Raw genomic sequence first — 14,398 nt, 5'->3', positions numbered from 1 at the left:
AGAACCCACGTTACTTGGCGTCTACTATTTAGTTTTCAAAGACCACCTGCCGCTCGTCCGTGGCAGACTTTGCAATCTACTCTATCTGCTTTTTCTTGTCAATCCTTTTTTTCGTCCAGGCCACTTTTTTTCTCGCCGGCTCCCGCCGCGTTCGCTACCCGTCCCAAAAGGAAGTGCAGTTCTACCAAATCCTCCGCGCAGGGTCAACGAGAAAATTATTAAAATTAGCCAAAGATGATTCGGGCGAAGCGGCGCTTGCCGACCTGTACTACATACTCGCCACGGCAAGGGATCTCCAGCGCATCGTCAGCCACCTTTTCGCCGTTGACCTTCACCCCTCCCTGCTGGATTGCCCGGCGCCCCTCACTGTTGGACTTCACCAGCGCTGCTTCGGCCAAAACACGGAACAGCTGGGTGGCGCCGGCTGTCGCCGCCAGGGTGACGACTGGCATATCTTCAGGGATCTGATTATCGCGGAACCGCCGGACAAAGGCCTCCTCGGCTGTTTGCGCTGCCGACTGGCCATGATACCGGGCAACGATTTCACGTCCCAGCTGCTTTTTGACCTCCATCGGATGGAGCTCACCCGCCTTGAGACCGGCCTTGAGGCGCTCCAGGTCGGCGATGGACATATCACTGAGCAACTCATAGTAACGAAGCATCAACTCGTCGGAGATTGACATCACCTTGCCAAACATCTCCTCGGCCGGCTCATTGATCCCGATGTAGTTCCCCAACGACTTGCTCATCTTGTTGACACCGTCCAGCCCCTCGAGCAGCGGCATCGTAATAACTGTTTGCGGCGCCTGTCCCCATTCGCGCTGCAGTTCGCGGCCGACAAGCAGATTGAATTTCTGGTCGGTACCGCCAAGCTCGACATCGGCCGTGAGGGCTACGGAATCATACCCCTGGATGAGCGGGTAGAGGAATTCGTGAATACTGATCGGCAGCTGATTCGCAAAACGCTTGCCGAAGTCATCCCGTTCGAGCATGCGGGCAACGGTGTATTTTGCCGCCAGGGTAATCATGTCGGAGGCGTTCAGCTTGGCCAGCCAGTCCGAATTGAACACGACCCTAGTATTGTCCGGGTCGAGAATCTTGAAAACTTGTTCTTTGTAAGTTTCGGCATTTGCCAACACGTCCTCACGGGTAAGCGCCTTGCGTGTTTCCGATTTGCCGGTCGGGTCGCCGATCATGCCGGTAAAGTCACCGATCAGAAAGTATACCTGGTGGCCGAGCTGCTGAAACTGGCGGAGCTTGTGGAGGAGCACCGTATGGCCGAGATGAAGGTCCGGCGCAGTCGGATCGAAGCCTGCCTTGATTTTGAGCGGCACACCGGTTTTAAGCGATTTTTCAAGCTTCTGTTCCAACTCGTTTTCAAGAAGGATTTCAACCGCCCCCCTCTTGATGATTGCCATCTGCTCCGCAACTGACATCACGTGTTACGCCCTCCTCATCAACACGAAATTGATACCCGCTCGATCGCCAGCGCCTTGCCGGTCGTTTCGTCGACTTCAACAACGACGCCGTTCAACCGAACATCTTTCTTGGCTACCTCAAAGCGGACAGGAATCTGGGTAAGAAACTTCTCCATCGCCAGCTCTTTTTTGATCCCGATGACCGAATCGAAACTGCCGGTCATTCCTGCGTCGGTGAGATACGCCGTGCCGCCGGGAAAAATCCGCTCATCGGCGGTCTGTACATGGGTATGAGTACCGATAACAGCGCTCACCTTACCGTCCAGGTACCAACCGAGGGCGATCTTCTCCGAGGTCGCCTCGGCATGGAAATCCACCAGAATTATGTTCGTTTCCTGCCTGAGGCGGTCGACCTCATAATCGGCACAACGAAAAGGGCAGTCGAGGTTATTCATGAACACCCGCCCCTCCAGGTTCAGGACCCCGACCTTGACCCCGCCGGCCGTCCGGACGACGACACTCCCCCGGCCGGCCGTCTCTGGGGGATAATTGGCCGGTCTGATCAGCCGCTCTTCACGACGGATGTAAGGAACCGACTCCTTCTTGTCCCAGATATGGTTGCCGCTGGTCAAGACGTTGACCCCCAAGCCAAAAAGCTCTTTGGCGGTCTCTTCGGTGACACCGAACCCGCCGGCCGAATTTTCTCCGTTGGCAATCACCAGGTCGAGCTGATAACGGTCGACCAACCGATGGAGTTCACGTCCGACAGCCTGCCGGCCAGGGCTACCAATGATATCGCCGATAAAGAGCAGCTTAACGGGCATACTCGATGGCTCTGGTTTCCCGAATGACGTTTACTTTGATCTGCCCGGGGTAGGTCATTTCCGCTTCGATCTTTTTCGCAATATCCTTAGCCAGTACCACTGCCCGTTCGTCGGAGACGTCCTCGCTGGCAACCATGACCCGGATCTCGCGCCCGGCCTGAATGGCAAACGAATTGCTTACGCCGCCGAAAGAACTGGCGATCCGCTCCAGATCTTCAAGCCGCTTGACGTAGGTCTCCATCATTTCCCGCCGTGCGCCGGGACGGGCTCCGGAAAGGGCGTCCGCCGCCTGGACCAGCACCGCCAGCACCGAGTTCGGTTTCTCGTCTTCGTGATGCGCCATGATCGCGTGGACGATCTTGGGCGATTCGCCGTACTTCCGCGCCAGCTCGGCGCCGATCACCGCGTGGGACCCTTCGACCTCATGGTCAACAGCCTTGCCGAGATCGTGCAGCAGTCCGGCCCGCTTCGCCTGCTTGACGTTAACGCCGAGCTCGGCGGCCATAATACCGCAAAGGAAGGCGACTTCAAGGGAATGCTGGTAGACGTTCTGACTGTAGGATGTCCGGTATTTGAGCCGGCCGATCAGCTTGAGGATTTCCGGATGGATACCGTGAACACCCAGATCAAAGGCCGCCTGGTCGCCGGCCTCCTTGATCACCTGCTCAACTTCTTCCTCGGCCTTGGCAACCACCTCTTCGATCCGCCCCGGATGGATCCGCCCGTCGGAAATGAGTTTCTCCAGGGCAATCTTGGCAACCTCCCGTCTGACCGGATTGAAACCGGAAAGGATAACCGCTTCCGGAGTATCGTCGATGATCAGATCGATGCCGGTCGCCGCTTCGAGTGCCCGGATATTCCGACCCTCGCGGCCGATGATCCGACCTTTCATCTCGTCGGAAGGAAGCGCCACGACCGAAACCGTCTTCTCCGCCACATATTCGCCGGCATACCGCTGGATGGCCAGCGCCATGATTTCCTTCGATTTCTTGTCGGCGGTTTCCCGTGCCTCTTCCTCAATGGCCTTGATCCGCTTGGCGGCATCAAGTTTGGCCTCGCTCTCCATGGTTTCCATGAGGAGCTTCTTGGCTTCGGAAGAGGTCATCCCGGAAATGGTCTCCAGCTTTTCCCGCTGTTCGGCAACAAGACCGTCGAGCTTTTCCTCCTTCTGCGCAAGGGATTGTTCCCGGGCGTACAGCGATTGCTCTTTTTTCGCCATATCGGCGTCACGCTGGTCGAAGAGATTCATCTTTTTGTCAAGATTCTCTTCTTTCTGTTGCAACCGCTTCTCCAACGCCTGGAGGTCTTTGCGTTTTTCCTTGGTTTCCCGCTCGAATTCAGCCTTGGCCTCGTACTCGGCATCCTTCGCCTGCAGGGCCGCTTCCTTTGTTATCGTTTCCGCTTCACGCTTTGCATCATCGACGATTCTGGAGGCATGATCTTCCGCTTTGCTGACAAGCGCATCGGAAAGCCTCTTCCGCAAAAAATTCCCGACAAAAAAACCGATCGCCGCCGCAACAACAATAAAGGTGATTGCCAGTTCTATCTTCAATGCTTTGATACCTCCCCTGGTATATTCTAACCGAGCGGCCGGATAATCCGTGTCTCGGTGATGATTCGATCTACAGCCACATCATGGGGCTCGCCGGCAATTTCCGCCACAAGCTGAAAATCGTAACAGAAAGCGACGAGCCTCCCCTGCCCTTCGAGATGATGCACGGCACGGTCGTAATACCCCTTGCCATAACCGACCCGGCGGCCGCCGAGATCAAACGCCACGCCCGGCACCACGACGAGATCGGCACATTCCACCGGCACAACGCCCTCAGTCGGGCAAGGCTCCGGGATACCGTAAGCTCCCGGCTGCAGTTGACCATGATCGGCAACCGCCACGAAGCGGAGACTGTCATCGCAGACAGCCGGGAAAAGCACTGTCTTCCCGGCCGCGAGTGCCGCAGCCATCACTTTGTCCGTAGCCACTTCTCCATGAATCGGCGCATAGAGGGCAACCACCTGCGCCGCCCGGAATTCGGGAGATGCAATGAGCGTCAGCTGAATGCGATCCCCCGCCTCGGCAAGCTCCCCGGCCGAATGCTGCTTCCGACGGGAAAGCATGGTCTTTCTGAGCAACTGCTTTGCCATAAACCGCGGCCTTACGACGACAATGAATAATCTACGGTTACAAATACAAATCTGGGCGGGATTTCCGCAAGGAAGGGCTCCGGGGGGAGACGGGGGAAGGTTTGGTCAGCAACAGATCGAAACTGCTTATGCTTCTAGGGGCAGATTTGCATAGAAAACAACAATCATGAGCGTAACAACGCCGGGCTTACCCCTTCCGCATCAAGGAAATTTCTGTAAGCTGCTATCAGTAAAACAGGGAGCATCATTCTCGCTACTGTTGAAACTGATCAAACTTTCCAAACCGAATCGAACCGGACCGCTCTATGCAAAAATCTCTCACAAGAGATCGTGGAACCACGCAAACACGGCTATCGCCGTAAAACGTCATCGAGCCGCTGCAGCAATCGGCGCGTTGCAACTTCGTCGAGCTGCGAAGCGGCACCCTGCCGCTCCTTTTGCAGGGCGAGACAGGATTCCGCCATATTCATCAGCGCCAGGATAACCGGCACCTGGGGATCGCCAACCGGCACTGCAGCCTGAGCTTCGGCTATTTTCCGATTGACGAACCGTTCAACTTCCTGCACATGCTCCGGATCGGCCTCACTTCGAACCGTGATTTCCTTGCCCAACACCTTGATCCGGTGAGAGTGCTTCACCCGCGTCAGACCCTCTCAAGCTTGTCGAGAATGATATCGAGCCGCCCTTTGATCAGATTGCGCTCTTCCATTAGGCGGGAATTTTCATTCCGGAGCTGCTCATTTTCACCCTTCAACGCCAGATAGCGCTCAAGAAGTAAATCCACACGCCGCTCAATTTCGGCGAAAAGTTCACCATCCATACCGAGGCCTTTTTGGGGTGTAATGATAGTGCAGCCCCCTTGTAAAGTCAAGGAAATTAATAGAAAAGCGCTTCGACGAACTGCTCCGGATCGAAGTCGCGAAGGTCGTCGACCCCCTCTCCGACCCCGATATAGCGGATGGGGATCCGGAACTCGTTACAGATTGCAACAACGATTCCTCCCCTGGCCGTCCCGTCGAGTTTGGTCAATGCAATACCGGTAACTTCCGCGGTTTCCTTGAAAAGCTTGGCCTGTGACACCGCATTCTGTCCGGTCGCCGCATCGAGCACCAGCAGCGTTTCATGGGGCGCACCGGGCAACTCCCGGCCAATGATCCGTTTGACCTTCTTTAATTCCTCCATCAGGTTCACCTTCGTATGGAGCCGACCCGCCGTATCGACGATCAGCACGTCTGCGTTGCGCGCCTGTGCGGCCTTGATGCTGTCGAAAACCACTGCCGAGGGGTCGGCGCCTTCCCGGTGGCGAACGACGTCGACACCGGCCCGCTCCCCCCAGATTTGCAGCTGCTCGGCGGCGGCGGCCCGGAAGGTGTCGCCGGCGGCAAGGACGACTTTTTTCCCCTCGGCCGAGTATCGGGCGGCAAGCTTGCCGATGGTCGTCGTCTTGCCGACGCCATTCACGCCGATGACCATGATCACGAAGGGGGAAGCAGTAGTGATATCGAGCGGCCGGGCGTCGCGACTCAGCCGGGCATAGATTTCCTCCTTCAACGCGGCTTTCAGCGCCTCGCCGTCCTGCAATTCGTTACGGGACAACCGCTGTTCGAGCATCCGGATCAATTCAACCGTCGTGTTGACCCCGATGTCGGCGGAAATGAGGATTTCTTCCAACTCTTCCAGGGTATCGGCATCGATCTCTTTCTTGCCGAGAACCAGCCGGTCAATTTTCCCCACGAATGAATCACGGGTTTTGGCAAGACCTTGCCTGAGCCGTTCGAAGAACCCGGGACGTCGCTCACGGTCCTCGCTTTCCGGTAGACTTTCAGCGGGCTCGCCAGCCGTCTCTTGCTCCTGGCCGGCAATTTTCCCCCATAATCCTCTGAAAAATCCTGTTTTCTCGTCAGCCATTCAATATATCTCCTTGGCCAGCAGCGCCACTGCCCGGCGAAAATGGTAGAGGGCCCTGCCGGGAATTGCCGCCCGTTCAAGGGTCATGACCAGTGAATAGTCTTTCCCGACGGCGCCGACGATTGCCGTCAGCGCCGAGGTAGTAATCACCGCTTCACGGACGAACCCGCCGGCAAACCGGTCCTGGACTTCCTGCAGGCGACTGAGGATTATCGCCTTGTGGGCGCCGATAATTTTCAGCTCGAACGTGTCGAATCGTGCGAACTGATCAACTGCTTCCCCCTCCCAATCAGCCAGAATGGCACCACTGGCTCCCGGGACGGTGTGAACGAGATCGGTTAGGATAGTCTTGAAGGGCACCACGCACCTCCCCTGTCAGTTCAGCCGGACGGAAACAAGCTTCGACACTCCGGGGTCCTCCATGGTCACGCCGTAAAGAGTGTCGGCAACCGCCATCGTCGCCTTGTTATGGGTAATGATGATGAACTGGGAAATTTCACTCATCTCCCGGACCATATCGTTGAAACGGCCGATATTGGCATCGTCGAGCGGGGCATCGACTTCGTCGAGCAGGCAGAACGGCGACGGTTTGATCAGGAAGATGGAAAAAATCAGGGCAACGGCAGTCAAGGCCTTTTCCCCGCCGGAAAGCAGCGTGACGTTCTGCAATTTTTTCCCTGGCGGCTGGACGATGATATCGATCCCCGTCTCCAGGAGGTCTTCTTCGTTGGTCAGCTTCAGCTCGGCCCGACCACCGCAAAAGAGCCGGGGGAATACTTCCTGGAATTTCTCGTTGACCAGCTTGAAGGTTTCCAGGAACCGCTTGCGCGTCGTCCGGTTGATGCGTTGAATCGCTTGCTGCAGCGATAGCAGCGACTCTTCCAGGTCGGCCTTCTGTCCCGACAGGAAGGTGAAGCGCTCATCGAGTTCCTGATACTCCTCGATGGCGGTCAGGTTCACTTCCCCCATCTCTTCGACGAGCCTGGCCAGTTCCCGCTGCCGTTGTTCCGCCTGCTCCGCGTCATAGGCAAGGTCCGCATAACGCGGCAGCAGGGATTGCAGTTCAAGACGATATTTGTCCTGCAGCGTGGCGACCAGGTGGTTCAATTCGAGAGTCAGCTCAGACAGTTTGAGCCGACAGGAAGCAACGGCATTCTTTGCCTCGTCGCACCCGCTGCGCACCCTTTTGAGCAATGCCTCTTCTTCGCGCACTTCCTCGGCCTGGAGTTCAAAGCTCCGCTTGCGCTCGGCATATGTCGCCTCGGCGCCGGCATGGACGGCCAGCAGCTGCCGCAGCTCCTCTTCGCTTGCCGACCGGGCGGCAACCAGTCCGTCGTGCTCCCGGACACATTCGGCACCCTCCAGCCGATGCCGTTCGATCCGTTGCCGCAGGTCGGCGATCGACGCCTCGGCCCGGGCCATTGCCCGACTGGCGGCATCCTTTTTCTCCCGTAGTTGGGCTCCTCGCACCTTCAGAGCAGTCACCGCCTCGCGCACTTCCGCAATCGCCTTCTTTTTTCCGGCCAATTGTTCCTGAAGGCCAGCAAGTTCGGCTTCGAGAACGGTCTTTCGCTCTTCCCTGACACTCCGGCGGCTATCGGCCTCGCCAACCTCCGCGTCGAGCGTTTCCCGCTCCTCGCGAAGCTGGTCGTCTTCCAGACCGACCAAGGCAAGCCGCTCGTCAACCCGCTGACAATCCTCCCGCGCCTTGGCCAGATCTTTTTCGGCATTGACCAGCTGAAGATCCGTCTGGTGAAGCTCCTGACGCTGGTCGCGCAATTCTTCCTCGATGCCGGCAGCGGCGCGCCGCAGTTCTTCGCGCTGTCGCTCAAGGTCGCCAACGACCTCGGTCACAACCGCAACTGCGGCAACCAGCTCACGAATCTCGCGTTTCTTATGCACCAGCCCGCCGCCGCCCGCCTCGACCGAACCGCCGCCGATCATCCCGCCGGCTGCCAAGTCCCCGTCCCGAGTAACGAAGGTGGCATAGGGAAACCGCCGGGAGAGGGCGACTCCTTCGGCGAGGTCGTCGACCAGCGCGACATTGGCCAACAGCGGGCGAATATAGCCTTCGGCCCCGGCGGCAATGGTCACACAGGAGAGCAGCGGCTGAAGATGATCGGGCAAGGAGAGGAGTTCCGGCGCGGCGGGATCGCCAGCAAGAACCCAGCAGCGGCCGCCGGCAGAATTTTTCAGGTATGTCAGCGCCGCAAATGCAGCGGCCTCCTCCGGAGCAATCAGATACTGGAGACGATCGGCGAGGACCGCTTCGAGGGCAGCTTCGAATTCAGCGGCCGTTTCGACATGGTCGGCGATGACCCCCTGGAACCGGCCGCGAAACTCCGCTGCCTGCAAGAGTGCTTTCACCCCCTGGCCATAGCCGGCAAACTGGGCTTCGAGTTCCTGCAGGGAGTGGAGACGGGACGACTTCCTGCTCAATTCGTCCCGCTTCGTGACCAGCGCTTGTTCAGCTTCGGCAATGTCGGCCCGGGTTTGCTGCTCTTGACGAACCAGCAGCGGAATCCGCTCTGCCAGCTCCGCTTTCAGCCCGGTTAATCGCGCGACAACCGATTCGAGTTCGTGAATTTTTCCCTGGGCCTCGACCGCTTTTTCCTGGAGCAGCACCCCTTCGCGACGGTTACGCTCGACTCGCTCCGCCAGGTTCTCCAGCCGGCGTACGGCCGCCCCCCGCTGGTTGTTCAGCTGGGCGACCTCGGCCAGCAGCGAAAACAGCTCGCGACGCATCTCTTCCACGGCAGCGGCAAGCTCCACTTCGCTCCCCGCCATCGATTCCAATTCATTTTCCCGGTCGAGAAGAGTTCCTTCCTCCTCGGCGGCCTCCACCGCAAAGAGCCCGCTTTGCTCGACGAGGCGCTTCACCTCGTTTTCGGCCTCGGACAGCTGTTTTTCCAGCCCTGCATGTTCATCGGTCAGGCGTTCCTGGCGACGCTCCAGCGCCGCCAGCTCCTTCTGCTGGAATTCGAGCCGGCTCTCACATCCCTGGATATCGCTTTTCTGCCGGAAGAGGTCCTCCTGGCATCCGGTGACCTCTTTCTCTTGCTCGACCAGCGTTACCCGCCGTTCTTCGACCTGCAGCTCCCGCTGCCGGAGCTCGGCGGCCAGCTCGGTCTCCCGGGAAACGGCCTGCCGCAGTTCGTTTTCCAGCTCATCTTTGGCCTGGTTCAATACCGAAAACCGGCTGACAGCAGCGCGAATTTCGAGTTCTTTGAGCTCTTCCCGGTATTCTCTAAATTTTTCCGCCTTCTTGGCCTGGCGCTGCAATGAATTGAGCTGACGCTTGATTTCCGCCAGGATATCACCGATCCGCAACAGGTTCTGCCGGGTCAGATCGATCTTTTTCAGCGCAACCTGTTTCCTGGCTTTAAATTTGGTGACCCCCGCCGCCTCCTCAATCAAAAACCGGCGTTCCTCGGGTTTTGAATGGAGAATCATGCCGATTTTGCCCTGCTCGATGATCGAATAGGCCCGAGCGCCGACCCCGGTATCCATGAACAGTTCGGTGATATCCATCAGCCGGCAGGGAGTTTTGTTAATGAAATACTCGCTTTCACCATCCCGGTAGAGGCGGCGGGTGACCTGGATCTCGTGATAGCCGAGGTACTTGGCCGATACCCGGCCGTCGTCGGTAGACAACACCATGGAGACTTCCGCCATCCCGACGGGCTTGCGCAACTCGCTGCCGCCGAAGATCACGTCCTCCATGGACTTACCGCGCAGATTCTTGGCCGACTGCTCTCCCATCACCCAACGGATGGCGTCGACGACGTTCGACTTGCCGCAACCGTTCGGTCCGACGATACCGGTAATCCCCTGCTGGAAATCGAGGGACGCTTTATCGACGAAGGACTTGAAGCCCCCTATATCGAGACGTTTGATTCGCATAAACCGGGCTATAGTAGCAAACGACGGGGCGTAATGCAAAGGCAAAGCAGCGGCCGCAGGCGCCGGCACCGGGCCCGCAACGGGGCTCCTTCCGGCGGCCACTGCCGACTTGCCAATCTCCGGCAAAGATGCTACGTTGAGGGCTCATCCGTGGAGGTGCCATGAAAGAACGGACGCGAATCCTCCTCATCGACGACGAAGAATCGGGGCGCGAAGCCCTTTCCCTCCTTCTCAAACATGCCGGCTACCAGCTCAAGGGGACGGCTACGGGAAAAGAGGGTCTGGAATTGCTCGCCCGCGAGAAGTTCGACATCGTCATCACTGACCTGTTTCTCCCCGACAGCAACGGGATCGACATCCTGAAGCGGGCAAAGGAACAGTCTCCCCAGACCGAAGTGATTCTCATCACCGGCCACGCCTCTGCCGAAACGGCCGTCAAAGCCATGAAGGAAGGGGCTTTCGACTACATCACCAAACCGTTGAATTTCGAAGAGCTCAACTTCATCATTGCCAAAGCCATCGAAAAGCACCAGCTGCTGAACGAAAACGTCTACCTCAAAAAACAGCTGCAGGACAAATTCGAACTGGCGAACATCGTCGGCTCCTCACCGGCGATGCAGCAGGTCTTTGCCCTGATGAAACGGATCGTCAAGACCGATTCAACGGTGCTCATCTCCGGCGAATCGGGAACCGGCAAGGAACTGGTGGCGAAGGCAATCCACTTCAACGGGCACCGGCGGACCAACCCGCTGATCACCGTCCATTGCGGCGCCATCCCGGAAAACCTATTGGAATCGGAACTGTTCGGTTACGTGAGGGGGGCGTTTACCGGCGCGGCCCGGGACAAGCTCGGCAAGTTCGAGGCCGCCGACGGCGGGACCATCTTCCTCGACGAGATCGGCACCATGCCGATGCAGCTGCAGACCAAGCTGCTGCGGGTTCTTCAGGAGCAGGAGGTCGAACGGGTCGGTTCGACCCGGCCGAAGAAGATCGACGTCCGGATCGTTGCGGCAACCAATCTCAACCTTGAGGAAGAGGTCAAGAAGGGGAATTTTCGCGAAGATCTCTTTTACCGGCTCAATGTTATCCCGCTGCGGCTGCCGCCGCTACGGGAGCGGGTGGAGGACATCCTGCCGCTGGTCCGGCATTTTCAGGCCAAATTCTGCAAGGAGATGGGCCGGCGGCAACTGGTGCTGACCAAAGACGCGCTGGAGGCGCTGGAGGGGTATCCGTGGCCGGGCAACGTCCGGGAACTGGAAAACGTCATGGAACGGATCGTCGCCCTCACCGAGGCGGATACCGTTACCCTCCAGGACCTCCCGCCCGGCGTCCGGAACGAATCGCTGACCCGGGTCACGAGCAAGGGAGTGGACCTGGTCAAGACCCTGACCGAGATCGAACGGAGCATGATCAACGATGCGCTGGCCTTGAGCGACGGGGTCAAGGCCCGGGCTGCCACGCTGCTCAACCTCAACCGGACGACGCTGGTCGAAAAGATGCGCCGGCTCGGCATGCCGCTGCAATAACACCGGCGGCGCGCCGAAGCCCGCCTCACCCGACAGCCAGCCGCCCGCCTATGCAGGCCGGCTGGCGCGTTTGATCCGGAACAGCGATTGAAAGGTCGCCGTCTTCACCCCCTCGGCATCGAACACTTCGGCAATGCCGCGCAGGGTCCGTTCATCCTCCCGGACCGTCGTGGCAACCGCCTTGACGGTTCCGCCCTGAATCGGCGCATGGAAGGTGAGGGTCAATTCGGTGGTGACGAAATGGCTCCCTTCCGGCAGAATGCTTTTGATCGCCATTGCCACGGCGGTATCGGCCAGGGCGGTCACCGCACCGCCGTGCATCAATCCTTTGCCCTGGGCATGCTTGACCTTGAAGGGCATGGTCAGGACGGCCCGGCCGTCGACCGCCGACTCGATCGTCATGTCGAGGTACTCCTCGAATGGCGCGCGGGCAATCCAGGCCGGCAGGGCAAACGGCAACGCCGCCCCCTTGACCATCTCCGTATCGTAAAGCTCCCGGTATCGTTTCACCCCACCGCCCCCTCTCCCGGTATCTGCCCGCCGCTCGCCCCAGCCGGCGACTTCATTTGAGCAGTTCCCGTTTCAACGCCTCATCGATCAGGCTCTCTTCGATCGCCTCTCTGGCCCACAACTCGCCGCTCGCCGCCAGGACCCGCGCCACCCCCTCGGCGACTGCCGGCACCGGGCTCCAGAGGGCATTGCGAAGATTGCGCAAGGCGCCGGCTGGAGCCCGTTTCCCTGCTGCCAGTTCGCGGCAGGGGGCACACAGCAGGGCAATGGACTCTTCCGTCGGCTCCCGGTCTGGGCGGGACTCCCAGGGGCGCAGATCATCTTTCCCCTCGCACCATTCGCAACGAAAGCCGGCCCGTTTCCCCAGCGACTTGCCCAACGAGGCCAGCAATTCCTGGCGTTCGCGATTCACCTGATAACCTTTCGCCACGGCTCCTCTCCTTTGATCGTCTCTGTCAGCCCTTGCGCTTGACGTCGGGAACCGGCAGACCGAGACGATTGAGTACCTGGATCATGTCTTCCCAGACTAGCCAGTATTTTCCCGTATCGCTCCGGTTGTGGAGCAGGAACGACGGGTGGAATGTCGGCATCAGCGGGATGCCGTGATAATCGTGGAAATGCCCGCGCAGTTTGGAAATAGGCGCTTTGGATCCGAGCAGGGTCTGGGCGGCGAACGTACCGAGCGCCACGATCACCGCCGGACCGATACTCCTGATTTGCCGGAGCAGAAAGGGGCTGCACTGCTCGATCTCCGGCGGCTCCGGATTGCGGTTACCGGGGGGGCGACATTTGAGGACATTGCAGATATAGACATCCTCACGACTCAGCCCCATCCGGGTAATCAGCCGGGTCAGCAGCCCGCCGGCCTCGCCGACAAACGGCTCGCCCTGGAGATCTTCGTCCCGGCCGGGAGCTTCGCCGACAAAAACGAGCCGCGCCCGGGGATTGCCGACCCCAAAGACCAGGTTGGTCCGCCCCTTCCCCAGCGAACAGCGCTGACAGTCACCGAGTTCGGCCCGGATCTGCTCCAGCGACTCCGCGACGTTCGGCACCGCCGGGCGGGAAGGCGCTCCGGCGGCCGGTTCGGCGGCCCCCCCGGTCACGCCATAGGGGAGAGCATCGACTCCTGACGCCTTCAGTTCTTCGAGATAACTTTTCAACAAAGACAAGGCTTGGCGCGCATCATCGCTTTCCGGCATGGCAAATCCCTTTACTTTTTTCTAACAGATCAATATCATTTACGATATGGTTATGCTTCCGGTCATCCTGTTCGTACTGTTGTTAATCCCTGCCAACGCCTTTGCCTGGGGAGCAGGCATCCACTTACAGCTGGGAACGTCAATCATCAACAATCTCCAGGCGATCAACCCGGCCATTGCCGCAATCATCGGCGAATTCCCCCAGGATTTCCTCTACGGCTGCATTTCCGCCGACATCACCCTGGGGAAGAAATTCACCCACTATCTCCAGCACTGCCACCGCTGGCGGATCGGCATGAAGGTGCTGGAATATGCCTGGAATCCCCCCCAGAAAGCCTGCGCCTACGGCTATCTCTGCCACCTGGCAGCGGATACCGTCGCCCACAACTACTTCGTCCCTTTCAAGATCATGCGCAGTTTCTCGACCCTGACCCTCAAGCATGCCTACTGGGAAATGCGCTTTGAAACCTTCGTGGAACGGGATATCTGGGAAACCGGCAAAAAAGTCTGCCAGGAAAATTACAAGGCGAACGACGCGCTGCTCCGCAACGTGCTCTCCGACACCATCTTTTCTTTCGGCACCAACAAACGGATCTTCAACTCGATCCTCCTGGTCAGCCGGCTGGAAAAGTGGCAGCAGGTCATGAAGACCCTGGCGGATTCGTCGAGCTATGTCCTTGAAGAAGGGGATCGCAGCGAATACATGGGGCTCGCCGAGGAATCGGTGTTCGATTTTCTCAACCGGCTGGAGCACTCACGCTATTACCAGGCGGACCCGACTGGCGAACGGGCCCTAGCTACCGCCGAGGCGGTGCGCAAAAATCTGCGGCTATTGTACCGGAGTGGCAAGATCACCAAGGAAGATGCCTTCGAGCAGGTCGATGCGATGAAGGGCCGGCTCAAGGAAGCGATCTGGAAGCCTGACGAACTGCTCAGAATTCTCTCCGCCGAACCGTAGCGCCGGTTTT

General features: G+C 58.8%; 14 protein-coding genes. 2 read left to right on the top strand and 12 right to left on the bottom strand.

Going from position 1 to position 14,398, the window contains the following annotated elements; all coding sequences use genetic code 11:
- Nucleotides 1-224: 224 nt before the first annotated feature.
- The 9 genes from tyrS to smc all read right to left on the bottom strand — a co-directional run bounded on the left by tyrS (nt 225) and on the right by smc (nt 10,195).
- On the bottom strand, nt 225-1,436 hold the full coding sequence (gene tyrS / locus QMN23_RS06515) for a tyrosine--tRNA ligase (RefSeq protein WP_282003827.1): 1,212 nt from the start codon (nt 1,434-1,436) through the stop codon (nt 225-227).
- A gap of 20 nt (nt 1,437-1,456) precedes the next feature.
- Complete coding sequence (locus QMN23_RS06510; RefSeq protein WP_282002777.1) at nt 1,457-2,242, bottom strand: TIGR00282 family metallophosphoesterase; 786 nt, start codon at nt 2,240-2,242, stop codon at nt 1,457-1,459.
- Nucleotides 2,232-3,794, bottom strand: coding sequence for a ribonuclease Y (rny, locus tag QMN23_RS06505; protein ID WP_282002775.1), 1,563 nt, complete (start codon nt 3,792-3,794; stop codon nt 2,232-2,234). The genes QMN23_RS06510 and rny overlap by 11 nt, the downstream gene beginning before the upstream one ends.
- A 26-nt stretch (nt 3,795-3,820) precedes the next feature.
- The gene (locus QMN23_RS06500; RefSeq protein WP_282002773.1) at nt 3,821-4,384 is read right to left on the bottom strand and encodes a 5-formyltetrahydrofolate cyclo-ligase; all 564 of its coding nucleotides are present in this window, start codon (nt 4,382-4,384) and stop codon (nt 3,821-3,823) included.
- 350 nt (nt 4,385-4,734) lie between these two features.
- On the bottom strand, nt 4,735-5,022 hold the full coding sequence (locus tag QMN23_RS06495; RefSeq protein ID WP_282002771.1) for a cell division protein ZapA: 288 nt from the start codon (nt 5,020-5,022) through the stop codon (nt 4,735-4,737).
- A 5-nt stretch (nt 5,023-5,027) separates the two neighbouring features.
- Nucleotides 5,028-5,204, bottom strand: coding sequence for a cell division protein ZapB (locus QMN23_RS06490; protein ID WP_282002769.1), 177 nt, complete (start codon nt 5,202-5,204; stop codon nt 5,028-5,030).
- Between the two features lie 56 nt (nt 5,205-5,260).
- Nucleotides 5,261-6,292 carry a signal recognition particle-docking protein FtsY gene (gene ftsY / locus QMN23_RS06485; protein ID WP_282002767.1) on the bottom strand — a complete coding sequence of 344 codons (1,032 nt, stop codon included), beginning with the start codon at nt 6,290-6,292 and terminating at the stop codon, nt 5,261-5,263.
- A complete protein-coding gene (locus QMN23_RS06480; RefSeq protein WP_282002765.1) occupies nt 6,293-6,652 on the bottom strand; it encodes a roadblock/LC7 domain-containing protein in 360 nt (119 codons plus the stop codon).
- A 15-nt stretch (nt 6,653-6,667) separates the two neighbouring features.
- Nucleotides 6,668-10,195: a chromosome segregation protein SMC gene (gene smc / locus QMN23_RS06475; protein WP_282002764.1), complete on the bottom strand. Its 3,528-nt coding sequence runs from the start codon at nt 10,193-10,195 to the stop codon at nt 6,668-6,670.
- A 161-nt stretch (nt 10,196-10,356) separates the two neighbouring features.
- Between smc and QMN23_RS06470 the strand changes: the two genes are divergently transcribed.
- Nucleotides 10,357-11,721 carry a sigma-54-dependent transcriptional regulator gene (locus QMN23_RS06470; RefSeq protein WP_282002762.1) on the top strand — a complete coding sequence of 455 codons (1,365 nt, stop codon included), beginning with the start codon at nt 10,357-10,359 and terminating at the stop codon, nt 11,719-11,721.
- Between the two features lie 48 nt (nt 11,722-11,769).
- Here QMN23_RS06470 and QMN23_RS06465 read toward each other — a convergent pair whose 3' ends face one another.
- The 3 genes from QMN23_RS06465 to QMN23_RS06455 form a co-directional block, all read right to left on the bottom strand.
- The gene (locus tag QMN23_RS06465) at nt 11,770-12,198 is read right to left on the bottom strand and encodes a PaaI family thioesterase (RefSeq protein ID WP_282003825.1); all 429 of its coding nucleotides are present in this window, start codon (nt 12,196-12,198) and stop codon (nt 11,770-11,772) included.
- Between the two features lie 85 nt (nt 12,199-12,283).
- Complete coding sequence (locus QMN23_RS06460) at nt 12,284-12,661, bottom strand: hypothetical protein (RefSeq protein ID WP_282002760.1); 378 nt, start codon at nt 12,659-12,661, stop codon at nt 12,284-12,286.
- Between the two features lie 25 nt (nt 12,662-12,686).
- On the bottom strand, nt 12,687-13,430 hold the full coding sequence (locus QMN23_RS06455) for a uracil-DNA glycosylase (protein ID WP_282002758.1): 744 nt from the start codon (nt 13,428-13,430) through the stop codon (nt 12,687-12,689).
- 46 nt (nt 13,431-13,476) lie between these two features.
- On the opposite strand from QMN23_RS06455, the gene QMN23_RS06450 reads away from it, so the two are divergent.
- Nucleotides 13,477-14,388, top strand: a complete 912-nt coding sequence (locus tag QMN23_RS06450) for a zinc dependent phospholipase C family protein (RefSeq protein ID WP_282002757.1) — start codon at nt 13,477-13,479, stop codon at nt 14,386-14,388.
- Nucleotides 14,389-14,398: the final 10 nt, after the last annotated feature.

This window comes from Geotalea uraniireducens (assembly GCF_027943965.1).
GTDB classification, from domain to species: Bacteria; Desulfobacterota; Desulfuromonadia; order Geobacterales; family Geobacteraceae; genus Geobacter; species Geobacter uraniireducens.
The sequence above is the reverse complement of the archived record's forward strand: the minus strand, read 5'-3'. Positions and strand labels throughout refer to the sequence as shown.

Excerpts from the sequence above, each read along its gene's own strand:
- tyrS (WP_282003827.1), bottom strand. The coding sequence starts at position 1,436 with ATGTCAGTTGCGGAGCAGATGGCAATCATCAAGAGGGGGGCGGTTGAA.
- QMN23_RS06510 (WP_282002777.1), bottom strand. The coding sequence starts at position 2,242 with ATGCCCGTTAAGCTGCTCTTTATCGGCGATATCATTGGTAGCCCTGGC.
- QMN23_RS06500 (WP_282002773.1), bottom strand. The coding sequence starts at position 4,384 with ATGGCAAAGCAGTTGCTCAGAAAGACCATGCTTTCCCGTCGGAAGCAG.
- QMN23_RS06490 (WP_282002769.1), bottom strand. The coding sequence starts at position 5,204 with ATGGATGGTGAACTTTTCGCCGAAATTGAGCGGCGTGTGGATTTACTT.
- ftsY (WP_282002767.1), bottom strand. The coding sequence starts at position 6,292 with ATGGCTGACGAGAAAACAGGATTTTTCAGAGGATTATGGGGGAAAATT.
- smc (WP_282002764.1), bottom strand. The coding sequence starts at position 10,195 with ATGCGAATCAAACGTCTCGATATAGGGGGCTTCAAGTCCTTCGTCGAT.
- QMN23_RS06470 (WP_282002762.1), top strand. The coding sequence starts at position 10,357 with ATGAAAGAACGGACGCGAATCCTCCTCATCGACGACGAAGAATCGGGG.
- QMN23_RS06465 (WP_282003825.1), bottom strand. The coding sequence starts at position 12,198 with ATGGTCAAGGGGGCGGCGTTGCCGTTTGCCCTGCCGGCCTGGATTGCC.
- QMN23_RS06455 (WP_282002758.1), bottom strand. The coding sequence starts at position 13,430 with ATGCCGGAAAGCGATGATGCGCGCCAAGCCTTGTCTTTGTTGAAAAGT.
- QMN23_RS06450 (WP_282002757.1), top strand. The coding sequence starts at position 13,477 with ATGGTTATGCTTCCGGTCATCCTGTTCGTACTGTTGTTAATCCCTGCC.